Annotated in this window: 17 protein-coding genes; 7 read left to right on the forward strand and 10 right to left on the reverse strand. The window is 56.9% G+C overall.

Annotation, left to right across the window (positions count from 1 at the left end; all coding sequences use genetic code 11):
- Positions 1–91 precede the first annotated feature (91 nt).
- The 3 genes from ACN28Q_RS24925 (at position 92) to ACN28Q_RS24935 (ending at position 6,814) form a co-directional block, all read left to right on the forward strand.
- Positions 92–2,392: an FdhF/YdeP family oxidoreductase gene (locus ACN28Q_RS24925; protein WP_095848802.1), complete on the forward strand. Its 2,301-nt coding sequence runs from the start codon at positions 92–94 to the stop codon at positions 2,390–2,392.
- A 196-nt stretch (positions 2,393–2,588) separates the two neighbouring features.
- The gene (locus ACN28Q_RS24930; protein ID WP_095848803.1) at positions 2,589–4,523 is read left to right on the forward strand and encodes an exoribonuclease II; all 1,935 of its coding nucleotides are present in this window, start codon (positions 2,589–2,591) and stop codon (positions 4,521–4,523) included.
- A 224-nt stretch (positions 4,524–4,747) separates the two neighbouring features.
- Entirely contained in the window at positions 4,748–6,814 is a 2,067-nt protein-coding gene (locus ACN28Q_RS24935; RefSeq protein WP_095848804.1) for a carbon starvation CstA family protein, read from the forward strand.
- Between the two features lie 51 nt (positions 6,815–6,865).
- Here the strand turns inward: ACN28Q_RS24935 and fsa are convergent, their stop codons facing one another.
- The gene (gene fsa, locus ACN28Q_RS24940; protein WP_095848805.1) at positions 6,866–7,531 is read right to left on the reverse strand and encodes a fructose-6-phosphate aldolase; all 666 of its coding nucleotides are present in this window, start codon (positions 7,529–7,531) and stop codon (positions 6,866–6,868) included.
- A 292-nt stretch (positions 7,532–7,823) separates the two neighbouring features.
- On the opposite strand from fsa, the gene osmB reads away from it, so the two are divergent.
- A complete protein-coding gene (osmB, locus tag ACN28Q_RS24945) occupies positions 7,824–8,036 on the forward strand; it encodes an osmotically-inducible lipoprotein OsmB (RefSeq protein WP_095848806.1) in 213 nt (70 codons plus the stop codon).
- Between the two features lie 165 nt (positions 8,037–8,201).
- Here osmB and yciH read toward each other — a convergent pair whose 3' ends face one another.
- Both yciH and pyrF read right to left on the reverse strand, forming a co-directional pair.
- A complete protein-coding gene (gene yciH / locus ACN28Q_RS24950; RefSeq protein ID WP_095848807.1) occupies positions 8,202–8,528 on the reverse strand; it encodes a stress response translation initiation inhibitor YciH in 327 nt (108 codons plus the stop codon).
- A 10-nt stretch (positions 8,529–8,538) separates the two neighbouring features.
- Positions 8,539–9,267, reverse strand: a complete 729-nt coding sequence (gene pyrF, locus ACN28Q_RS24955; protein WP_183096463.1) for an orotidine-5'-phosphate decarboxylase — start codon at positions 9,265–9,267, stop codon at positions 8,539–8,541.
- Positions 9,268–9,520: 253 nt separating this feature from the next.
- Here pyrF and ACN28Q_RS24960 point away from each other — a divergent pair, with 253 nt between their 5' ends.
- Complete coding sequence (locus ACN28Q_RS24960) at positions 9,521–9,772, forward strand: hypothetical protein (RefSeq protein ID WP_095848809.1); 252 nt, start codon at positions 9,521–9,523, stop codon at positions 9,770–9,772.
- Between the two features lie 122 nt (positions 9,773–9,894).
- Here the strand turns inward: ACN28Q_RS24960 and lapB are convergent, their stop codons facing one another.
- From lapB to pgpB, 3 genes are all read right to left on the reverse strand, one after another.
- Positions 9,895–11,067, reverse strand: coding sequence for a lipopolysaccharide assembly protein LapB (gene lapB / locus ACN28Q_RS24965; protein WP_095848810.1), 1,173 nt, complete (start codon positions 11,065–11,067; stop codon positions 9,895–9,897).
- 6 nt (positions 11,068–11,073) lie between these two features.
- Positions 11,074–11,373 (reverse strand): LapA family protein, encoded by a 300-nt coding sequence (locus ACN28Q_RS24970; RefSeq protein ID WP_095848811.1) that lies wholly within the window; start codon positions 11,371–11,373, stop codon positions 11,074–11,076.
- Between the two features lie 301 nt (positions 11,374–11,674).
- Complete coding sequence (pgpB, locus tag ACN28Q_RS24975) at positions 11,675–12,430, reverse strand: phosphatidylglycerophosphatase B (RefSeq protein ID WP_095848812.1); 756 nt, start codon at positions 12,428–12,430, stop codon at positions 11,675–11,677.
- Positions 12,431–12,709: 279 nt separating this feature from the next.
- On the opposite strand from pgpB, the gene ribA reads away from it, so the two are divergent.
- The gene (gene ribA, locus ACN28Q_RS24980; RefSeq protein WP_095848813.1) at positions 12,710–13,303 is read left to right on the forward strand and encodes a GTP cyclohydrolase II; all 594 of its coding nucleotides are present in this window, start codon (positions 12,710–12,712) and stop codon (positions 13,301–13,303) included.
- A gap of 81 nt (positions 13,304–13,384) precedes the next feature.
- Here the strand turns inward: ribA and acnA are convergent, their stop codons facing one another.
- The 3 genes from acnA to topA all read right to left on the reverse strand — a co-directional run bounded on the left by acnA (position 13,385) and on the right by topA (position 20,413).
- Positions 13,385–16,057 (reverse strand): aconitate hydratase AcnA, encoded by a 2,673-nt coding sequence (acnA, locus tag ACN28Q_RS24985; RefSeq protein WP_095848814.1) that lies wholly within the window; start codon positions 16,055–16,057, stop codon positions 13,385–13,387.
- Positions 16,058–16,288: 231 nt separating this feature from the next.
- A complete protein-coding gene (cysB, locus tag ACN28Q_RS24990) occupies positions 16,289–17,263 on the reverse strand; it encodes an HTH-type transcriptional regulator CysB (RefSeq protein WP_095848815.1) in 975 nt (324 codons plus the stop codon).
- Between the two features lie 552 nt (positions 17,264–17,815).
- Positions 17,816–20,413, reverse strand: a complete 2,598-nt coding sequence (topA, locus tag ACN28Q_RS24995) for a type I DNA topoisomerase (protein WP_095848816.1) — start codon at positions 20,411–20,413, stop codon at positions 17,816–17,818.
- Positions 20,414–20,839: 426 nt separating this feature from the next.
- Between topA and ACN28Q_RS25000 the strand changes: the two genes are divergently transcribed.
- A complete protein-coding gene (locus ACN28Q_RS25000; protein WP_095848817.1) occupies positions 20,840–21,091 on the forward strand; it encodes a YciN family protein in 252 nt (83 codons plus the stop codon).
- A 51-nt stretch (positions 21,092–21,142) separates the two neighbouring features.
- Here ACN28Q_RS25000 and sohB read toward each other — a convergent pair whose 3' ends face one another.
- Positions 21,143–22,189, reverse strand: a complete 1,047-nt coding sequence (sohB, locus tag ACN28Q_RS25005; protein ID WP_095848818.1) for a protease SohB — start codon at positions 22,187–22,189, stop codon at positions 21,143–21,145.
- Positions 22,190–22,422: the final 233 nt, after the last annotated feature.

The following is a 22,422-nucleotide window of genomic DNA, read 5'->3' on the forward strand; positions in this document are numbered from 1 at the left end:
TCGGCACACTCCTACACTTGTGACATAAGAGACTCAAAAACGTAAAGAGCCATTTACTTTTTGATTACAGCCATCACCTGCGAAGATCATCATGAAATTCAAACCGGCAATTAAACCCTACACCGGCGCAGCCGGCGGCTGGGGTTCGTTAGAAGCCACCACCCGCTACGTGCTGGACAGCAAGCAGGCGCTGAAAAACCTGCGCAACCTGATGCGCGTTAACAAAGTGCGCGGCTTCGACTGCCCGGGCTGCGCCTGGGGCGACGACAACCACAGCACCTTCAGCTTTTGTGAAAACGGCGCCAAGGCCGTCAGTTGGGAAGCCACGCGCAATGCGGTGGATCCAGCGTTTTTTGCCGCCCATACCGTCAGCAGCCTGCGCCAGCAAAGCGACTACTTTCTGGAGTATCAAGGCCGCGTAACCCACCCAATGCGTTACGACGCCGCCAGCGATCGCTACCTGCCCATCAGTTGGCCGGATGCGCTGGCGCTGATCGCCGAACACATCCGCCAGATGGACAACCCTAACCAGATTGAGCTGTACACTTCTGGGCGCGCCAGTAATGAAGCCTCTTATTTGTACCAACTGTTTGGCCGCATGCTCGGCACCAGCAACTTTCCTGATTGCTCGAATATGTGCCACGAAGCCAGCGGCGTGGGGCTAAAACAAAGTATCGGCGTGGGTAAAGGCACCATCCGCATGGATGATTTTACGCAAGCAGACGCCGTTTTCGTCTTCGGCCAGAACCCAGGCACTAACCACCCGCGCATGCTGCACAGTTTGAAAGATGCGGCCCGGCGCGGCGCGCGTATCGTCAGTTTCAATACCCTGCGTGAGCGCGGGCTGGAGCGCTTTGCCGATCCGCAAAGCCCCATTCAGATGCTAACGCCGATCTCCTCGCCCATCAGTTCCGCCTACTTTCAGCCTAAGCTGGGCGGCGATATGGCCGCAGTGCGCGGTATGGTCAAAGCATTGCTGGAAACCCATCGCCAGCGGCTGGCGCAGGGCGAGCCGCCACTGTTCGATCTGGCGTTTATTGAGCAGCACTGCACGGGCGTTGAGGACTATCTGGCGCAGGTAGACGCCACCTCCTGGGCACAAATCATCCAACAATCCGGCCTGAGTGAGGCGCAACTGCGCCAGGCGGCGCAGATTTATCAAAGCGCTGAACGCGTGATCTGCACCTGGGCCATGGGCGTGACCCAACACAAACACTCGGTGGCGACGGTGCGTGAAATCACCAATCTGCAACTGCTGTTCGGCCAATTAGGCAAGCCGGGCGCCGGCCTGTGCCCAGTGCGTGGGCACAGCAATGTGCAGGGCAACCGCACCATGGGGATTGACGAGAAAGCGCCGCCGGCGCTGCTCGACAGCCTGGAAAAGCATTTTCACTTCACTGCGCGCCGTGAACACGGCCACAATACCGTAGAAGCGATCGAGGCCATGCTGCGGGGCGAGGTCAAAGTGTTGATTGCGTTGGGTGGCAATTTAGCCGCGGCAGCGCCGGATACCGACCGCACCGCCAGCGCCCTGCGCAACTGCGATTTAACCGTGCATATCAGCACCAAGCTCAACCGCAGCCATCTGATCACCGGCAAAAAAGATGCCCTGATCCTGCCGACGCTGGGGCGCACCGAACGCGATATCCAGGCCAGCGGCCCACAGTTTATTACGGTGGAAGACTCCTTCAGCATGGTGCACGCCTCGGAAGGCGTGAGCAAGCCATTGGCGGAAACGCAGTGGTCTGAAACCGCCATTGTCTGCGGCATTGCCGATGCTGTGCTGGGCAAGCGCTATCTCGACTGGCCGGCGCTGGCGGAGGACTACGCGCAGATCCGCAACCTCATTGAAGCAACCCTTCCCGGTTTTCAAGACTTTAACCAGCGCTGCGAACAACCCGGCGGCTTTTACCTTGGCAACGCCGCCGCCGAGCTGCGTTTCGCCACGCCAAGCGACAAGGCCGAGTTCAGCGCCGCCGAGCTGCCGGCAACGCTGTTCCCGCAACCGGCGCCGTTCACCTTGCAAACCCTGCGCTCGCACGATCAGTACAACACCACCATCTATGGCCTGGACGATCGCTACCGTGGCGTGTACGGCCAGCGCGAAGTGCTGTTTATCAACCCTGAAGATCTGGCCGCGTTGGGCATGCAAGACGGCGACGAGGTAGAAATCGAAACGCTATGGAACGATGGGATCACGCGGAAAGTCCAGGGGTTCAAACTGGTGAGTTATGACATCCCACGCGGCAACCTGGCGGCCTATTACCCGGAAACCAACCCGCTGGTACCGCTGGCCAGCTTTGGCGACGGCACCGGTACGCCAACTTCCAAATCCATTCCGGTGGCGATCCGCCGCTGCGCTGTGGCACCGCAAACCTTTCGGATCGCCTGAAAATCCGCCCGCGGTATGCGCCCCTTTGCTCCCGGCCTTGACGGCCGGGTTTTTACCGGCAATGCCCCGCCCGCCAATGCGGTAAAATGATGCGCAGCAACGGGAAAACCGTGACGTTACGCTTGCCCGCAGCGGGTGATTAGCGTAAAACTGTCTGCCGCAAATCATGCTACCCATAACCCATTCACTGGACGATATGTTTCAAGACAACCCGCTGCTGGCGCAGCTTAAACAGCAACTTCACTCTCAGACCCCGCGCGTCGAAGGCGTGGTGAAAGGTACTGAGAAAGGTTTTGGCTTTCTTGAGGTCGATGGCCAGAAAAGCTATTTCATCCCACCGCCGTACATGAAGAAAGTCATGCACGGGGATCGTATCGTTGCCACCTTGCATACCGAAAAAGACCGTGAGATTGCCGAGCCGGAAACGCTGGTTGAACCGTTCCTGTCGCGCTTTGTCGGCCGGGTGCAGAAAAAAGACGATCGGCTGTCTATCGTGCCGGATCATCCGTTGTTGAAAGACGCGATTCAGTGCCGCCCTGCGCGCGATCTGGCGCATAACTTCCAGGCCGGCGATTGGGCGGTGGCGCAAATGCGCCGTCATCCGTTAAAAGGCGATCGTGGCTTTTACGCAGACCTGACCCAGTTCATCACGACCGGTGACGATCACTTCGCGCCGTGGTGGGTTACGCTGGCGCGCCATAATCTGGAAAAAGAAGCGCCGGAAATGGTCAGCATGCAAACGCCGGATGCCAGCCTGCCGCGTGAAGATCTGACCGCACTGGAGTTCGTCACCATCGACAGCGCCAGCACCGAAGATATGGATGACGCGCTGTTCGTGCAGGAAAACGCCGACGGCTCGCTGCAGTTGACGGTCGCCATTGCCGATCCAACGGCATACGTCGCCGAAGGCAGCCAACTGGATGATATCGCTCGCCAGCGCGCATTCACCAACTACCTGCCGGGCTTTAACATCCCGATGCTGCCGCGCGATCTGTCTGACGATCTGTGCTCGCTGCGCGCCAACGAACACCGCACGGTGCTGGCTTGCAGCGTCACCATCGGCGCTGACGGCGCGCTGGGCAGCGATATTCGCTTCTTCGCCGCAGAAATCGAATCCAAAGCCAAACTGGCGTATGAAGACGTTTCCGACTGGCTGGAAGGCACTGCCGGCTGGCAGCCGCCAAGCGACGCCATCGCGCGCCAAATCACCCTGCTCAAACGCGTGAGCGATGCCCGCAGCGCCTGGCGCACCCAACACGCGCTGGTGTTTAAGGATCGCCCGGATTACCGCTTTGTGCTGGGCGAAAAAGGCGAAGTGCTGGATATCATTACCGAACACCGCCGCACGGCCAACCGCATCGTGGAAGAGTGCATGATCGCCGCCAACGTCTGCGCTGCCATCGTGCTGCGCGATCGGCTGGGCTTTGGCATCTATAACATACACAGCGGCTTTGATCCGGCGCTGGTTGAGCAGGCGGTTGCCGTTCTGCAGGCCAACGGCGTTGAAGCCGAGGCGGAAAAGCTGCTGACGCTGGATGGCTTCTGCGAACTGCGCCGCCACCTGGATGCATTACCGACTTCGTTCCTCGACAGCCGCATTCGCCGTTTCCAGACCTTTGCAGAAATCAGCACCACGCCAGGGCCGCACTTTGGCCTGGGCCTGGAAGCCTACGCCACCTGGACGTCGCCGATCCGCAAATACGGCGACATGGTGAACCACCGCTTGCTGAAGGCAATTATCAGCGAGCAGGCGGCTGAAAAACCGCAGGAGGAAGTCACGGTGCAGTTGGCGGAACGCCGCCGCCTGAACCGCATGGCGGAGCGCGATGTCGGCGACTGGCTGTATGCGCGCTTCCTGCAAGACAAGGCCGGTACGGATACCCGCTTCAATGCGGAGATCATCGACGTAACCCGCGGCGGCCTGCGCGTGCGCCTGGTGGGCAACGGCGCCGTTGCCTTTATCCCGGCGCCGTTTATCCACTCGGTGCGTGACGAGCTGGTATGCAGCCAGGATACCGGTACCGTGCAGGTGAAAGGTGAAGAGGTGTATCGCCAGGGCGATGCGCTGCAAGTCACCATCGCCGAAGTGCGCATGGAAAACCGCAGCGTGATTGCCCGGCCGGCTGCCTGATTAGCCGCCGTAGCGTTGACATAAGGCGATGCTTGGCATCGCCTTTTTCTTGGCCGCAATAACCGATTGCCGGCACACACCATCTTGTTTTTACAATTAACCCTACCGCGCTCACACTTCTTATTCATCCGGCTTCTTTTTGTACACAAAACTCCTATTTTTAACCTGTTAGCCACCTCTCGAAAATAATTATTTTACCTCTGTATACCAAGGAGTCGTTGACTATGAAAAACGTCAAGTCCGGGATTATCTGGCTGGTAGTGGCGTTCGTCGGTGCATTTGCCTTCGCGATGCTGGCCCTAAGCCGGGGTGAGCATGTTAACGCGGTCTGGCTGGTCGTGGCCGCAGTGGCCTGCTATAGCATCGCCTACCGTTTCTATAGCCTGTTTATCGCTAAAAAAGTATTCGAGTTGGACGATCGTCGGCTAACGCCGGCGGAACGGCATAACGATGGCCTGGATTATGTACCGACCAACAAATGGGTGCTGTTCGGCCACCACTTTGCAGCCATCGCCGGAGCCGGGCCGCTGGTCGGCCCGATTTTGGCTGCGCAAATGGGCTTCCTGCCCGGGACGATCTGGATCCTGGTCGGCGTGATGATGGCCGGGGCGGTACAGGACTTTTTGATCCTGTTTATCTCAACCCGCCGCGACGGCCGTTCGCTGGGGGAAATGGCCAAACAGGAACTGGGCGCCTTTGCCGGCGTAGTGACCATGCTTGGGGCGCTAGGCGTGATGATCATAATCCTGTCTGCGTTGGCGCTGGTGGTGGTTAAGGCGCTGGCCGATAGCCCGTGGGGGCTGTTCACCATCGCGGCCACCATTCCCATCGCGCTGTTTATGGGGATTTACATGCGTTTTATCCGCCCGGGTAAAATCGCGGAAGTCTCCGTCATCGGCTTTGTATTGATGATGCTGGCGATCGTGTATGGCGGCAACGTGGCGCAACACCCTTACTGGGGGCCTTTCTTCACGCTGCACGGCACCACCCTGACCTGGGTGCTGGTGATTTACGGCTTTGTCGCTTCGGTGCTACCGGTGTGGCTGCTGCTGGCGCCGCGCGACTATCTGTCGACCTTCCTGAAAATTGGCGTCATCGTTGGGCTGGCGATTGGGATTGTATTCGCCATGCCGGAATTGAAAATGCCGGCGGTGTCGCGCTTTATCGATGGCAGCGGCCCGGTGTTCTCAGGCGCCTTGTTCCCCTTCCTGTTCATCACCATCGCCTGCGGCGCGATCTCGGGCTTTCACGCACTGGTTTCCAGCGGCACAACGCCAAAGCTAGTGGAACGCGAAAGCCACATCCGTTTTATCGGGTATGGCGCGATGCTGATGGAATCGTTTGTCGCCATTATGGCGCTGATCTGCGCTTCCGTGCTTGAGCCGGGCGTCTATTTCGCCATGAACTCGCCGGCGGCACTGATCGGCACCACGGTGGAAAGCGCCTCGCAGGTGATTAACAGCTGGGGCTTTACCATCACGCCGGAAACCCTGGCGATGATCGCCAAAGACGTGGGTGAGAATTCGGTGCTTTCCCGCGCCGGCGGCGCCCCTACCTTTGCCGTCGGCATGGCCTACATCATCAGCGAAATCTTCAATAGCCGGGCGATGATGGCCTTTTGGTACCATTTCGCCATCCTGTTCGAAGCGCTGTTCATCCTCACCGCCGTTGATGCCGGCACCCGCGCCTGCCGTTTCATGGTGCAGGATCTGGTTGGCGTTGCCGTGCCGAGCCTGGCCAACAGCCGTTCATGGTTCGGCAACCTGGCGGGCACCACCGTTGCGGTAGCCGGCTGGGGCTTCTTTGTCTATCAGGGGGTGGTGGATCCGCTGGGCGGCATCAACACGCTGTGGCCGCTTTTCGGCATCGGTAACCAGATGCTGGCGGCGATGGCGTTGATCCTCGGCACGGTGGTGCTGTTTAAAATGAAAAAACAGCGCTATGCCTGGGTGACCATTTTGCCAACCCTTTGGCTGTTCATCACCTCAATGACCGCCGGCTGGCAGAAAATCTTCCACGAGAAGCCCAGCATCGGCTTCCTGGCGCAGGCGAACAAATTCGCCGCCGGCATTGAGCAAGGCGTGGTCATCGCACCGGCGAAAACACTGCGGGATATGGAAACCATCGTATTCAGCAACCAGGTTAACGCCGCGCTTTGCGCTTTCTTTATGTTGGTGGCGGTCACCATGCTGGTTTCGGCGTTCCTGGCTATCCGCCGGGCGCTTCGCACCGATGCGCCGACGGTACATGAGTCGGAGATCGTCCTGCGGGAAAGCGCCAGCCGCAGCTAACCGCAGCGCGCCATTCTGCCGCCTTACCGGGCGGCAGAATAAACCGCATGATTAACTCAGTACCATAGAGCCGAAGGCGCCCTGCCAATCCTGTTCAAATTTCTCCACCGCCGCCTGCACTGCAGGCGCGGCCAAAAACTGTTCCGCGACATCCACCGGCAACGTGATCGCCTCACAGCCCGCCAGCAGGCAGGCCAGTGCCTGGCGCGGCGTTTTGAAGCTGGCGGCCAGCACTTTGGCGTGCGGCGCGTGCAGTTTCAGCAGTTGTTGCAGTTCGCTCACCATCGCGATGCCGTCGCCCCCCTGCGCATCCAGGCGGTTAACGTAGGGCGCCACATACTCGGCACCGGCCAGCGCCGCCAGCAGACCCTGCCCGGCACCGTATACGGCAGTGCCGAGAGTCGGGATCGCCATCGCCTTCAGCTTCTTCATTGCCGCCAGCCCTTCGGCGGTGGCGGGAATTTTCACCACCAGGCCGGGCACCCGCTGGTTCAACAACATGGCTTCCGCGACGATGCGCTCCGCATCGTTGGCCATCACCTGCGCAAACAGTTTGCCGGTGCCGCCCAGCGCATCGCGCAGCGCCGGTAAAACCTCCCAGACAGGTTTCCCTTCCCTGGCCAGGATGCTGGGGTTAGTGGTAACGCCGTGCAACGGCAGTATCCGTGCCAGCCGCTTAACGGAAATAACATCGGCGGTATCAAGGTAAAGCTCCATATCAACTCCTGCATCTGTGATAAGCCCATCTGTCTTACCGGCCATCATAAAGTAAAAGCGCATGCACCGTTTGATACAAACCAATAAAACGCGGTTCAGGCACCGGCAGGCGCGCATTCCCGCCAAATATAGGATTATTTACCTATACCGGCCGGTATTGTTATTTATACTGATTTTGGCGGCAATAACAGCCAGCACGCCTGCGATGTGAAATATGACGGGCATACCGGTAAGGCAGCTATACTTATTACTCAAGGCACTTCCATATAGTCCTTGCTAAGGAGAAGTCATTATGATGAATAAACGTTTTGCCACCGCCGCAGTGGCCATTACTCTGGCAATGTCACTCACGGCCTGTTCCAACATGTCTAAACGCGATCGCAATACGGCGATCGGTGCGGGCGCAGGCGCCATTGGCGGCGCGGTATTAACCGATGGCAGTGCGCTTGGCACACTCGGCGGGGCTGCCGTTGGCGGGATTATCGGCCACCAGGTAGGTAAATAATATTATAAATTGCCAGATACCTCTGCCAGCAGGCGAGCAAAAGCCTTAGCGCTTTGACGTATTAACGAAAATAATTTCAGGTCTGTTCTCTTTTGTCTGTGGCGTTTTCTTGCATCAATAACCGCACCACAACATACCATGCCGCCCTGCGGCATGGTTTACACTTCAGCCGCCGGCCAGCTTGACCTTCATGCCTTTGGCTTCCAGCAGTTGCTTGAGAAGATCGCGTTTATCTCCCTGGATCTCAATCACACCGTCTTTCACCGCGCCACCGCAACCGCATTTTTTCTTTAGCTCCGCAGCCAGTTTACTCAGCGCGGCATCGTCCTGATCGATACCGCTGATCAGGCAGACCCCTTTGCCCTTGCGGCCGCTGGTTTGGCGCTGAATACGCACAATGCCGTCCCCTTTGGGGCGTTGCGGCGCCGCCTTGGGTTGGTTAACCCGCCCAACATCGGTGGAATAAACCAGGCGGCTATTACTGTCGTTCATCGTTAACTCCTTACGCCAGGGAGGCGCGAATCGCTTTCAGCGTGGCCGCCGGATCGGCCGATTGCGTGATGGGCCGCCCAATCACCATATAATCCACGCCGGCGGCCTGAGCCTGCACCGGCGTCATAATGCGGCGCTGGTCGCCCGCGGCGCTGCCTTCCGGACGAATGCCCGGCGTCACCAGTTGGAACTGCCGGCCACAAGCCTGCTTCAGGCGTTCGGCTTCGTGGGCCGAACAAACCACCCCATCCAGCCCGCAATCATGCGTCAGGCGCGCCAGACGCTCTGCATGTTCTGCCGGGCTGGCATCGATACCAATCGCCCGCAGATCTTCCGCCGCCATGCTGGTGAGCACGGTAACGGCGATCAGCAACGGCGCATCGGCACCAAACGGCTGCAAGGCTTCTTTGGCCGCCGCCATCATGCGCGCGCCACCGCTGGCGTGCACATTAACCATCCACACGCCCAACTCGGCCGCAGCGGCAACCGCGTGCGCGGTGGTATTCGGAATATCGTGGAACTTCAGATCGAGGAAAACCTCAAAGCCGCGCGCCTGCAACTCTTGCACGAACTGCGGCCCGAACAGGGTGAACATCTCTTTGCCCACTTTGAGCCGGCAGTCTTGAGGATCAATACGGTCGACAAAGGCCAATGCCGCACCCTTGTCTGCATAATCCAGTGCCACAACGATCGGTGATGAGTTCAAGTCATTGTTGTTCTTGTTATTTCCAGACTTCATTTCTTCTACCTTCTGTAAAATGGACATAGTTACGTCATTACCTGTAAAACCGACCGCCGCATTCTACATGCCAGCGGCGTGAAATCCCAGCCGCAGCGTTGCCAGGCCGCCGTTGGCGGCATTTCTGTTCAGCCCGCGGCCCAAGAAGTGAGGCCGCGAAAAATGACAGTTAGATTAAATTTTTATTACATACTGGACAGTTTGGTGCAGCTGGCATAGCTTGAGGTAACCCTACTGCAATAAAGGCTGCAAAATGAGCGAGATATCAACACTTACCATTAAAATCCCTCTGGAACTGAAGGACAAAATCAAGGCAGTGGCCCTTGAGCAGCAGCTTTCTCTGAGCGCACTGGTGTGCGAACGCCTGGAAGCCAGCTTTGCGGCGCCAGCGGTTCACCACAGCGAAGTGGATAACCAAAGCACCGAGGAAACGCCTGAACAACCACTGACGCCGAAAGAACTGAAGAAATTGCGCCAGCTGTTAAAAAACAGCAAGAAGAAATAAGCCAAACGCTATAACCGCCTCCTGCTTCACGTTGCCGGTGTGTTGGCCCCGCCTACACACCGGCAACGTGTGCTGCCAACGCCACACCTGCCGCAGCAGTTAACCGCACAACCCTCTGTATTTTATTGCCCGTCCAGGCCACGGATCGGTTTAACCGACGCCCAGGCTCGGCATGACGGGCAGTGCCAGTAAAGTGAATGTGCGGTAAAGCCGCATTTGTGGCAGCGATAGCGCGGCTTGGTGCGGATCTGCTCGCCAACCATATCGCGCAACAACACCAGGCTCTCTTTGGCCCGCCCGTCTTCCGCATCCGCCAGGTGATAATCCATCAGGTGGTAAAACACGCGCATGGTTGGGTGACGTTGTAACTGACGGTTGATGTATAACTGGGCCACATCGCGCCCTTCATGCTGTTCGACAATATCCGCCAGCATCAATTCGGCGGTTGCCCCGGTATTATCCTCAACGCAGCGCCGCAGAAAATCGGCCCATTCACCTTCTTGCTGCGGCAAGTGCCGGTAGCACTCTTGCAGCATCGGCAGCGTTTCGCTAACCAGCTCCTTATCCTGCTCCAACACGCGCTTGAGCGATTCCACCGCCCTGGCGTACTCTTCCTGCGCCATATAGATGCGCCCGACCATGATGGAGACGCGCGCGCACTGTTTGTCCGCCGCCGCGGCACGTTTCAACAGGCTCATCGCCTTATCCAGATCGTCGCTGCCCATCGCCTGCAGCGCCAGTTCGCAGTAAAAATGGGCGATCTCGATCCGCTGCTTCTCTTTTCCCAACTTGACCAGTTTTTCCGCCACGTCGATCGCTTTTAGCCAATCACTGGTGGCCTGGTGGATAATCAGCAACTGCTGCAATGCGGAAATGCGAAAATCTTCCTCGTCGATAAGCTGGCCGAACATGTCCTCGGCGCGATCGTAAAGGCCGGCCGCCATATAATCGCGGCCCAACTGCTGGATGGCCAGCAAACGTTGTTCAAAGGTCAGGGAGGCGCTTTCCATCAGCGCCTGGTGGATGCGAATGGCGCGGTCGACTTCGCCACGAGAACGGAACAGGTTGCCCAGCGTCAGGTGCGCCTCAACGGTATTGCTGTCTTCTTTCAGCATATCGAGGAACAAATCGACCGCTTTGTCCTGCTGGTTGGAAAGCAGGAAGTTCACCCCCGCCACGTATTCACGCGACAGGCGGTTGGCTTCCTGCTGCTTATCATGCTGAGCACTTCTGCGCCCCATATACCAACCATAGGCGGCAGCAACGGGCAACAACAGAAACAGCAGCTCTAACATAGAGGATTATTCCTTGCTGACAGCAGAGGGAACCGGCTCGGTTTGCGGCTCTTGCTGCAGTTCCAGCCGTTTTATTCTACGTTCAGCGCGCGCCAGCGCGATGCGGGTGCGCAGGTAAAACAGGCCGCAAATGATCCAGCCAAGGACGAAACCAACGCCAAACAGCGTGGCCAGCAGCGTGGATACGCGATAGTCACCTTGTGCTATCAGGTAATTGAAAGACACCACCTGATCGTTGTGCGCCCCCAGGGTGACGGAAATCACGAAAATCACCAGAACCAGCAAAAAAATCAGCAAATATTTCACATTCTTTCCCGTAATGCCGAGTTAATCGGATGAATCAAGCCAATTTATGGCGTCCCTGCCCCTTAAGTTAGCATTTCCGCCGCTGGCAGGGAAACCCTCGGCATGATAAAAGCGGCCGTCTGCCGGGATATTCAGCAGTAAAAAGGCACAGTTAAGCCCATTGATGAGAAACCTTATCAAACTGGCGTATTTATCAGGATATGGGGGCAAATCGGAGCAAAACAACGCAGGCCGGACGGCGGCCCGCAAAAAGGCCGCCGAATTTTGTGACATCGTCACCTTAATTGATATAACAACGGCCTTACTCGCGCTGGGCGCTGCGCTGCGGTTCCTGTTCCTGCGGCGCCAGCGGGCCGAACCAACGCTGCGCCAGACAGCATGCCAGGGTGACCAGCAGCCAACTGATCAGCGTAGCCATCGCCAGATCGCGCGGCCAGTGCATGCCGAGCAACAAACGGCTGCCCATCACGCCCACCGCCCAAACCATCAGCACCGCCACGGTTTTATAATGGCGGCGCGGCCATAATAGCCCGACGCCTAGCAGCGCCCAGGTGGCAGCGAACATGGTATGGCCGGAGGGGAAAGCAAAGCCGGTTTCGAACTGCCAATGTTGGCGCAGCCATTGCGGCACCAGCGGCTGATCCAAAAGCTGTTGCTGCACCAGCGCGCTGCGCGCCTTGCGATGGAGCGAGTAAAAATACTTGCCCTCAACGCCATGCACCTGCTCCAGCCACACCACATAAGGCCGCGGCTCCTGCACTTGCTCTTTCATCAGGTTCTTCACCCCCTGGCCGATCAACACCGCGGCAGACAGCAGAACCACCAGCGCTATCGCCGGCTTTAGCCGAAAGCGCAGGCACCACAGGAACCAAAGGGAAAGCAGCACGCTGGTTAATGTCCCCCAGGGCGATGTCACGGTTTCCGTGACCCAAAACAAGGCCTTCAATACCGTTTCATTGCCCCCAGGTTGCCATTGCCAGCCCGAAAACCAGACCGACAACGGCATGACCAACAGCAGAATGGCGCCCACCGCCGTGCGTTTTGCTATCTCTAACATTCGTTCATCCTTATGCTTGAACCCACCAGCAGTGTAACAATCTTGTCATCCCGGCAACATGGGCAAAATTAAACAGTATTTGCACCTATCGCAATAATAAGGCGGGTAAAACACCGGATGCTGCTTTGCTGAGCACCACTGAGCAAGAAGTTGTGGCAAAATAGCGCATATTTAACGAACGACAGTTCGCTGACGCGTGTTTTTAGTTCTGGTCATCAGGTCGTACCGGAAGTACGCTGCGCAACAGTGATTAAATCGGGTGTGTTTGTGGAGAGTAACATGCAGCTTAAACGGGTGGCAGAAGCTAAACTGCCAACACCTTGGGGCGATTTCCTGATGGTGGGGTTTGAAGAACTGGCTACCGGGCACGATCATCTGGCGCTGGTCTTCGGTGATATTTCAGGCGATACGCCTGTGCTCTCACGCGTACATTCGGAATGCCTGACCGGCGATGCGCTGTTCAGCCTGCGCTGTGACTGTGGCTTCCAACTGGAGGCCGCACTGGAGCATATTGCCGAGGAAGGGCGCGGTATTCTGCTGTACCATCGCCAGGAAGGCCGTAATATCGGCCTGTTGAATAAAATCCGCGCCTACGCGCTGCAGGATAAAGGAGCTGACACGGTAGAAGCAAACCACCAGTTGGGTTTTGCCGCCGATGAGCGTGATTTCACCCTGTGCGCCGATATGTTCAAACTGTTGGGCGTGAATGCGGTGCGTTTGCTGACCAACAACCCGAAGAAGGTCGAGATCCTGACCGAAGCGGGCATCAATATCACCGAACGCGTGCCGTTGATCGTGGGCCGTAACCCAAAGAACGAGCGTTACCTGGCCACCAAAGCGGCCAAAATGGGGCATCTGCTGGATCAGCAATAACGCCGCCTTGCCGTAAAAAGCCCGCCGGTTAAGCCCGGCGGGCTTTTTCATCGCACAATTTGCCTGCCCGGCAGGCGCCCATCACAACATTTTTCTGATCACGTAATGCAAAATGCCGTCGTTTTGGTAATAGACCAACTCATTGCCGGTATCAATGCGGCAACGCGTCTCTATCACGGTTTCCCGGCCATCGACATAGGTGATATGCACCGGCACCGTCTGTCCGGGGTGTAACACCTGCAAACCGCTGACGCTGATCTGTTCATCGCCGCTCAGCCCCAGCGTTTTGCGCGTCACCCCCTGCGGGAACTCCAGCGGCAGGATCCCCATGCCTATCAGGTTGGAACGGTGGATGCGCTCAAAGGATTCCGCAATCACCACCCGCACCCCCAGCAGCCGCGGCCCCTTGGCAGCCCAGTCACGGCTGGAGCCGGAGCCGTATTCCTTACCGGCGATCACCGCCAGCGGCACGTTTTCCTGCTGATATTGCATCGCAGCGTCATAGATTGGCATCTGCGCCTGCGACGGCACATGGCGGGTAATGCCCCCTTCCACCCCTGGCACCATTTCGTTGCGGATACGAATGTTGGCAAAGGTGCCGCGCATCATCACCTCGTGGTTGCCACGGCGCGAGCCATATGAGTTAAATGCATCCGCCGCCACGCCATGCTCACTCAGATACCGCCCGGCTGGGCTGTCGGCTTTAATGTTGCCGGCGGGCGAGATATGGTCAGTGGTGACCGAATCCGCCAGGATCGCCAAAATACGCGCGTTTTTGATATCCTGCACCGGCTCCGGCTGCGCTTTCATGCTCGTGAAAAACGGCGGATGGCGGATATAGGTTGAATCCTCCTGCCACGTATAGGTTGAGGATCCCGCCACCTGTATTGCCTGCCAGTCGGCATCGCCGTTGAACACTTCGCCGTACTCTTTATGGAACATCTCGGTGCGCACTTTCGCCACCGCCTGCGCGATCTCCTGGCTGCTTGGCCAGATGTCTTTCAGATAAACCGGCTGGCCGTCGCGGCCCTCGCCCAGCGGTTGGTTGAGCAGATCGGTTTTCATGCTGCCCGCCAGCGCATAAGCTACCACCAGCGGCGGTGAAGCCAGCCAGTTGGTTTTCACTAGCGGGTGGATACGGCCTTCAAAGTTACGGTTGCCGGAAAGCACCGCGCCCACAGTCAGGTCGCCGTCTTTAATGGCCTGCTCGATCGGCGCCGGCAACGGCCCGGAGTTACCGATACAGGTGGTACAGCCGTAGCCCACCAGATTGAAGCCCAGTTCTTCCAGGTAGGGCGTCAGCCCGGCGCTGGCGAAATAGTCGGTCACCACCTTCGAGCCGGGCGCCAACGAGGTTTTTACCCAGGGTTGCGTGCGCAGCCCCTTCTCAACCGCCTTTTTGGCTAACAAACCGGCGGCCATCATCACACTGGGGTTAGAGGTGTTGGTGCAGGAGGTGATCGCGGCAATCACTACCGCTCCGCTATGCAGCGTGTGGCTGGCGCCATTGAGCGTAAAGGGAACGGCACTGGTACCGGCGCTTTGGCTACCGATCTCAAGCTCGGCTGCGGCATTGAACGCTGCCGGCACGTTGGCGAGCGCAACCCGATCCTGCGGGCGTTTAGGCCCCGCCAGGCTCGATTCCACCGTAGACATGTCCAGCGCCAATGTGCTGGTGAACACCGGTTCATCCCCTGGGTTGCGCCACATGCCTTGCGCCTTGGCGTAGGCTTCAACCAGCGCGATCTGCTCATCGCTGCGGCCGCTGAGCGCCAGATAGCCCAGCGTAACATCATCCACGGGGAAGAAACCGCAGGTAGCGCCGAATTCCGGCGACATGTTGGCAATCGTGGCGCGGTCAGCCAGCGGCAAATCCGCCAGTCCATCACCATAAAACTCAACGAATTTACCCACCACGCCATGCTTACGCAGCATTTGGGTGACGGTCAGCACCAGGTCGGTGGCCGTAATCCCCTCCTGCAGCTTACCGGTCAGTTTAAACCCCACCACGTCCGGGATGAGCATTGATACCGGTTGGCCGAGCATGGCGGCCTCGGCCTCAATGCCGCCCACGCCCCAGCCGAGCACCCCCAGCCCGTTAATCATGGTGGTGTGGGAATCGGTGCCGACCAGGGTATCCGGGTAAGCGATGCGCTTGCCGCCCTCCTCGGTATGCCATACCGTCTGGCCCAGATATTCCAGGTTGACCTGGTGGCAAATACCGGTGCCGGGTGGCACCACGCGAAAGCGGTTAAACGCCTTTTGCCCCCAGCGGAGAAACGTATAGCGCTCGTGGTTACGCGCCATTTCGATACGCACGTTATCGCCAAAGGCCCGATCGTCACCGAACTCATCGACGGTGACCGAGTGGTCGATGACCAGATCCACTGGCGACAGCGGGTTCACCTGCTCCACATTGCCGCCCAGGCGCAGCACAGCTTCGCGCATCGCGGCTAAATCCACCACCGCAGGTACGCCGGTGAAATCTTGCATCAGCACGCGAGCCGGCCGATAGGCGATTTCACGATCCGCATGGCCGGTTTGCAGCCAGCCGGCAAGCGCGGCCAGATCGTCCTCCTGCACGGTATCGCCGTCCACGTGGCGCAGCAGGTTTTCCAACAAAACTTTCATGGATTTCGGCAACCGGTCGATATCCCCCAGTTGTTTGGCCGCCAGCGGCAAGCTGTAGTAGTGGTATTCGCGATCCCCTACCGCCAGTTTATCCATACTTTTTGTACGCAGATCCAACGACATAGCTCCTCCTTTTTTATTATGTCAAAACAGGGTATTTAATGAGGTCTTTCTTAAAGATAACACAAACTTGATTTAACGTTCTGATAACAACAACAGGCGCAGGCAATCAAACCCACAAAGCTTGGTGATAGCGGAGGAAATGCGTAACGGTGGCGTTGAGGCAGGAGATTAAAACGTGGCGAGCAGGATCGACAGGCGTTGGCCTGGAATCGATCCTGCCCGAAGAGCGAGTTATTTCACCGGCAGCTTGATGTCCTTGAACATCGCTTCAATCTCTTCATTGGAACGCAGCGCTACTGCGGTATCAACCACATCACGCGTCAGGTGCGGCGCAAAGCGCTGGATAAAATCATACATATAGCTGCGCAGGAAGGTGCTGCGGCGGAAGCCGATTTTGGTGGTGCTGTAGCTGAAAATATCGCGCGCATCGACGGTGACCAGATCCGGATCCTGAATCGGGTCTACCGCCATGCTGGCAATCACCCCCACGCCCAACCCCAAACGCACATAGGTTTTGATCACGTCTGCGTCGGTGGCAGTAAACACGATGCGCGGCGTCAGCCCCGCGCGGTTAAAGGCGGTGTCAAGTTCTGAGCGGCCGGTAAAGCCAAAGGTGTAGGTCACGATGGGGTAAGCCGCCAGCTCTTCAATGTTAATCTGGCTTTTGCCCGCTAAAGGATGATCGGGCTTCACAACCACCGCACGGTTCCAGTGGTAGCAAGGCAGCATGATCAAATCGTCATACAGGTGCAAGGCTTCGGTAGCGATGGCGAAATCGGCGTTGCCCTTGGAGACGGCTTCCGCGATCTGGGTTGGCGAGCCCTGGTGCATATGCAGCGATACGCGCGGGTAGCGTTCGATAAACCCTTTGATGACGTTGGGCAGCGCATAGCGCGCCTGGGTGTGGGTGGTCGCAACGTACAGCGAACCTTTGTCCGGGTAGGTATGTTCACCGGCAACAGCCTTGATGGCATCCACTTTGGAAAGCACTTCACGCGCAATACGGATGATTTCCTGCCCGGCAGGCGTCACCTGCGTCAGGTGTTTGCCGCTGCGGGCAAAGATCTGGATGCCAAGCTCATCCTCCAGCATCCGCACCTGCTTGCTGATACCCGGCTGTGAGGTATAAAGCCCTTCGGCAGTCGATGACACATTCAAATTGTGATTAACCACTTCCACAATATAACGAAGCTGCTGCAATTTCATTCTTATACCATCCTAGGTTAAACACTGCGGCTTAACCGCAGCCAGGTATATCGGCGTTACCCCGGTATGTCCCCTTCATACTTCGAGTTGCAGGTGTGTTGGCTTTCCTTACTCACCCCAGTCACTTACTCCAGTAAGCTCCTGGGGATTCGCTGCGTTGCCGCATGATTCGGCCATACGGCCTCACCCCTTCGGGGCCAGCGCTAGCGCTGTTCAAAAACGCTTTTGCGTTTTTGTCCTGCAACTCGAATTATTTTGGGTTTAGTTGAAACAATCACAGGCTATAAACACGCCGTGTTTCGCTCAGAACCCGATGCTGAGGCTGAAAATACCGCAAGTAATAAGCATTTTTCATAAGAAATATTTTTATATAACCACTATACCACGTCACTGTGGCAAGTATAGATCCGTGTCACAGCATGGTAATGATTATTCTGGGTGATTATCAAGGCTAAGCCTGTTATTCAATTATGATAGCAGCCTGCGGCGAGATGGGGTTTGCACCAGTAAAAAACCAGCCACAGGGGCTGGTTTTCAGGGGGACTCTCCGGGCTATTTCTTCGCTTCCGCCCATTTGCCATCCACGTAGAAGGCAGACCAGCCAGTGGCTTTGCCGTCTTTTTCCGAGGACACATACTGCTGCTTGGTTTTGCGGCTAAAGCGCACCAACGTTTTGTTGCCTTCCGGATCGACCGCCGGCGCTTCCGCCAAATAGCGCAATTTCTCCGGCAAGCGATCTTTGAACCGCTGCAACTCTTCCACTAACGGCGCACGGGTTTCGCGCGATTTCGGGAAGGTATTGGCGGCCAGGAACACGCCGGCGGCGCCGTCGCGCAACACAAAATACGCGTCGGACTTCTCACACGGCAACTCCGGCAACGGCACCGGATCTTCCTTCGGCGGCGCCACTTCACCGTTGCGCAGGATTTTACGGGTGTTCTTGCAGTTTTCGTTGGTGCAGCCCATGTACTTGCCAAAACGCCCCATCTTCAGGTGCATTTCAGCGCCGCACTTGTCGCACTCAACCACCGGGCCATCGTAGCCTTTCAGCCGGAACTCGCCCTGTTCGATCTCGTAACCGTCACAGGCCGGGTTGTTGCCGCATACGTGCAGCTTGCGCTGGTTGTCGATCAGGTAGCTATCCATCGCGGTGCCGCATTTCGGGCAGCGGCGGCGGGCGCGCAGGGCGTTGGTTTCCGCATCATCGCCTTCAAGCACGTTCAGCACTTCGGTTTCCGGCACCAGGTTAATGGTGGTTTTACAACGCTCTTTCGGCGGCAACGCATAGCCGGAGCAGCCGAGGAAAACGCCGGTGCTGGCAGTGCGAATGCCCATTTTGCGGCCGCAGGTTGGGCAATCGATGCTGGTCAACACCATCTGGTTCGGGCGCATACCGCCCTCTTCCGGATCTTTTTCCGCCACTTCCAACTGTTCGCTGAACTCGGCAAAGAACTCGTCCAGCACGGCTTTCCACTGGGCGTGATTATTCGCCACCTGATCCAGGCCGTCTTCCATACGGGCGGTGAAGTCATAGTTCATCAGCTCGCGAAAGTTTTCTTCCAGCCGATCCGTGACGATCTCACCCATTTTTTCTGCATAGAAACGGCGGCTTTCTACCCGCACATAGCCACGATCCTGAATCGTGGAAATGATAGAGGCATAGGTAGATGGACGCCCAATCCCACGTTTTTCCAGCTCTTTGACCAACGAAGCTTCACTGTAGCGCGCCGGTGGCTTGGTAAAGTGCTGGCTTGGGATCAGTTTTTGCAGATCCAGTTCGCTGCCCACTTCCACCAGCGGCAGAGTGCGGTCTTCATCACCTTTGCGCAGCGCCGGCATGACTCTGGTCCAGCCGTCGAAGCGCAGGGTACGGCCCTTGGCACGCAGTTGGTAATCGCCAGCGTTGACGATAAGCGTTGTGGAATCATACTGCGCCGGCGTCATCTGGCAGGCCACGAACTGGCGCCAAATCAGCTGATACAGTTTCTGCGCGTCGGCTTCCATATCCTTCAATTGCTCCGCCACCACGTTGACGTCGGAGGGACGAATCGCTTCGTGCGCTTCCTGCGAATTCTCTTTGCTGCTGTAGTGGTTGGCGGCTTTCGGCAAGTATTTGGCGCCGAAATTATCGCCGATGTAGCCACGCACCATGTTGAGCGCATCCTGGCTCAGGTTGGTGGAGTCGGTACGCATATAGGTGATATGGCCGGCTTCATACAGGCGTTGGGCCATCATCATGGTTTTTTTCACGCCAAAGCCCAGGCGGGTGCTGGCGGCCTGCTGCAGCGTGGACGTGATAAACGGCGCGCCCGGCTTGCTGCTGGTGGGTTTGTCTTCCCGATCCTGCACCGTGTAACGCGCATTTTCCAACTGTTTTAACGCAGCGTGCGTCTGCTCACGGTTTACCGGTTTGAACGGCTTGTCGTGAGCATGGGTTACCGCCATCTGCAGCGCGGTTTCGCCCTTCGCCAGCAGATCGGCATGCAGTTCCCAATATTCTTCTGGCACGAAGGCTTTAATATCGCGTTCACGCTCAACCACCAAGCGCACGGCCACCGATTGCACGCGCCCGGCGGAGAGGCCGCGGGCGATTTTTTTCCACAGCAGCGGGGAGACCATATAGCCCACCACGCGGTCCATAAAGCGGCGCGCCTGCTGTGCGTTAACACGATCGATATTCAGTTCGCCCGGCTGGCTGAACGCCTGCTGGATAGCATTTTTGGTAATTTCGTTAAATACCACACGGCTAAAGCGTTTGTCGTCACCACCAATAACTTCCCGCAGGTGCCAGGCAATGGCTTCCCCTTCGCGGTCCAAGTCGGTTGCGAGATAAATATGGTCAGCATTTTCCGCTAATGATTTTAACTCGGCGACAACTTTTTCTTTACCCGGCAAGATTTCATATTGCGCTTTCCAACCGTGATAAGGATCGACGCCCATTCGGTTAACCAGGGCCGTCTTTTCATCTTTTTTAACTTTCTTCTTGGCTTTTTCTTCGGTCGAGTCAGCGCTCTTTTTGCTGGCTGAGCCACTGGTCGGCAAATCACGGATATGACCCACGCTGGACTTCACCACGTAGTCATTCCCCAAGTATTTATTAATAGTTTTGGCTTTTGCCGGGGACTCAACTATTACGAGAGCTTTACCCATATTTACCTTTTAACCTAATTTATTTCTTCTAAAAAGAAGTCTTCTATCCTGCCGTGCCACGGCAATCCATATCGCTTTTTTATATTGCGGCACCCGGGCAAGAGATCAACATGTTTTTTCCTGATAGCCGCTCAATTACGCAACCGGGGTACAAGTGGCTGATCGCCGGGGGTTTTCATCAACGCGACTTAAGTATCTCAAAGCGCGCACATGTAAGCCGTAAACAAAACCTTCCACCCATTACCACGAAATCCCACACTGTACCTGATAAAAAACGTTGCGCAACCTAATTAGCATGGAAAATGCATTTTCGCCAACTGCAATCTACCGAATGCCGCAAGCTACGCAAATAAACCATAGCCAGTTTGCGGATAAACACAAACCAGCGTTAGAATGCCGCCAGAGTTTATGATTGGAGTGTAATAAATGCGCACGAATACCTCCCCGATCAACCGGGAAAGCCTTTTGGCTGAAGCAAATAACATCATCCGCGGGCACGAAGATTATCTTCACGGCATGGTAGCCACTGAGGTTGAACAAAAAGGCCACGTTTTAGTTTTCCGTGGGGAATTCTTTTTGGATCCGGACGGATTGCCAACGGCAAAAACAACGGCGGTGTTTAATATGTTTAAGCACCTCTCGCACAAACTGTCAGAAAAATATCATCTGATTGATTAGCGCCTAAAAAAGCAGGGGCGCTGCGGCCCCTGTCTGGTGAAAACACTCGGCTTAGAGTAACGGCTTTTCACCGCGCTGCCACCAGCGCAACAGCAGGCGATCGGCGCTTTCTGCCGCGCTGCCGGTGAAGCGATCCATCAGGCGTTTACGGCGGGTATAACGCACCCCAATCACTTCATGGTTTTCCATTTCGGCGATCAGCAGATCGTCACTGGTGCCAACGGCGTCGATCAGCCCTTTCTCCCGCGCCTGAATGCCAAACCAGTGCTCACCGGTCGCCACGTTGTCGATATCCAGCGATGGGCGCTGTTGGTGCACAAACTGCTTGAACAGTTCGTGGGTTTCGTTCAGCTCTTCGCGGAACTTCTCACGCCCCTGCTCGGTGTTTTCACCAAAGAGTGTCAGCGTGCGTTTGAACTGGCCGGCAGTATGCAGCTCGACGTCAACGTCGTTTTTCTTCAACAGGCGATGGAAGTTGGGGATCTGCGCCACGACGCCGATCGAACCGATAATGGCAAACGGCGCGGCAACGATGCGATCCGCCACGCAGGCCATCATATAGCCGCCGCTGGCCGCCACTTTGTCCACTGCCACCGTCAGGCGAATGCCGCCTTTGCGCAGCCGCTCCAGTTGCGAAGCCGCCAAACCGTAGCCATGCACCACCCCGCCGGGGCTCTCTAGGCGCAGCAGCACTTCATCCTGCGGGGTCGCCACCGCCAGCACGGCGGAAATCTCTTCACGCAGCGAGGTCACTTCATGGGCATCCATGCTGCCTTTAAAATCCATCACGAACAGGCAGGGTTTAACCACTGCCGCAGAACCGGATTTGACCCGCTGTTTCTTCAGCTTTTCATCCGCTTTGGTCTGTTTTTTAAACTGCTTGCTCCAGGCCTTTTGCTCAGCGGCATCCATACGCGCCAGGCGCATATCCCGCTGCATATCGCGGTACTGTTCACCCAGATCGGTCAGTTGCAACTCCCCTTTGCGATGCCCTTTGCGCTGGCCAAGATTGACCACCAGCGCTACCAGTGCGGCGATTGCAATCACCACCGTGGCCACTTTGGCCAGAAACAGGCCATACTCAGATATAAACTCCACAGATTCCGCCTTGATTAACAGGTTGTTAGTATAACTCTGCACATTTTAGCCAAGTGATGCCATGTCTGTCGCGGCTAAATACGAAAACTCACGGCTGAGGATACACTACGGGCCTTTCGCGTTGGGATTGTTCTGCTTTTGTTACAAAAGAATACCGATTTCACCGGCTAGTCATTGAAATGACGCTCCATTTCAGGCATATAACACAGATTATTCATCTAAATGATGAGGCA

The organism is Gibbsiella quercinecans, from assembly GCF_002291425.1.
GTDB classification, from domain to species: domain Bacteria; phylum Pseudomonadota; class Gammaproteobacteria; order Enterobacterales; family Enterobacteriaceae; genus Gibbsiella; species Gibbsiella quercinecans.

Coding starts and splice junctions, on each gene's coding strand:
- ACN28Q_RS24925 (WP_095848802.1), top strand. CDS start 92: ATGAAATTCAAACCGGCAATTAAACCCTACACCGGCGCAGCCGGCGGC.
- ACN28Q_RS24930 (WP_095848803.1), top strand. CDS start 2,589: ATGTTTCAAGACAACCCGCTGCTGGCGCAGCTTAAACAGCAACTTCAC.
- ACN28Q_RS24935 (WP_095848804.1), top strand. CDS start 4,748: ATGAAAAACGTCAAGTCCGGGATTATCTGGCTGGTAGTGGCGTTCGTC.
- fsa (WP_095848805.1), bottom strand. CDS start 7,531: ATGGAGCTTTACCTTGATACCGCCGATGTTATTTCCGTTAAGCGGCTG.
- osmB (WP_095848806.1), top strand. CDS start 7,824: ATGATGAATAAACGTTTTGCCACCGCCGCAGTGGCCATTACTCTGGCA.
- yciH (WP_095848807.1), bottom strand. CDS start 8,528: ATGAACGACAGTAATAGCCGCCTGGTTTATTCCACCGATGTTGGGCGG.
- pyrF (WP_183096463.1), bottom strand. CDS start 9,267: ATGAAGTCTGGAAATAACAAGAACAACAATGACTTGAACTCATCACCG.
- ACN28Q_RS24960 (WP_095848809.1), top strand. CDS start 9,521: ATGAGCGAGATATCAACACTTACCATTAAAATCCCTCTGGAACTGAAG.
- lapB (WP_095848810.1), bottom strand. CDS start 11,067: ATGTTAGAGCTGCTGTTTCTGTTGTTGCCCGTTGCTGCCGCCTATGGT.
- pgpB (WP_095848812.1), bottom strand. CDS start 12,430: ATGTTAGAGATAGCAAAACGCACGGCGGTGGGCGCCATTCTGCTGTTG.
- ribA (WP_095848813.1), top strand. CDS start 12,710: ATGCAGCTTAAACGGGTGGCAGAAGCTAAACTGCCAACACCTTGGGGC.
- acnA (WP_095848814.1), bottom strand. CDS start 16,057: ATGTCGTTGGATCTGCGTACAAAAAGTATGGATAAACTGGCGGTAGGG.
- cysB (WP_095848815.1), bottom strand. CDS start 17,263: ATGAAATTGCAGCAGCTTCGTTATATTGTGGAAGTGGTTAATCACAAT.
- topA (WP_095848816.1), bottom strand. CDS start 20,413: ATGGGTAAAGCTCTCGTAATAGTTGAGTCCCCGGCAAAAGCCAAAACT.
- ACN28Q_RS25000 (WP_095848817.1), top strand. CDS start 20,840: ATGCGCACGAATACCTCCCCGATCAACCGGGAAAGCCTTTTGGCTGAA.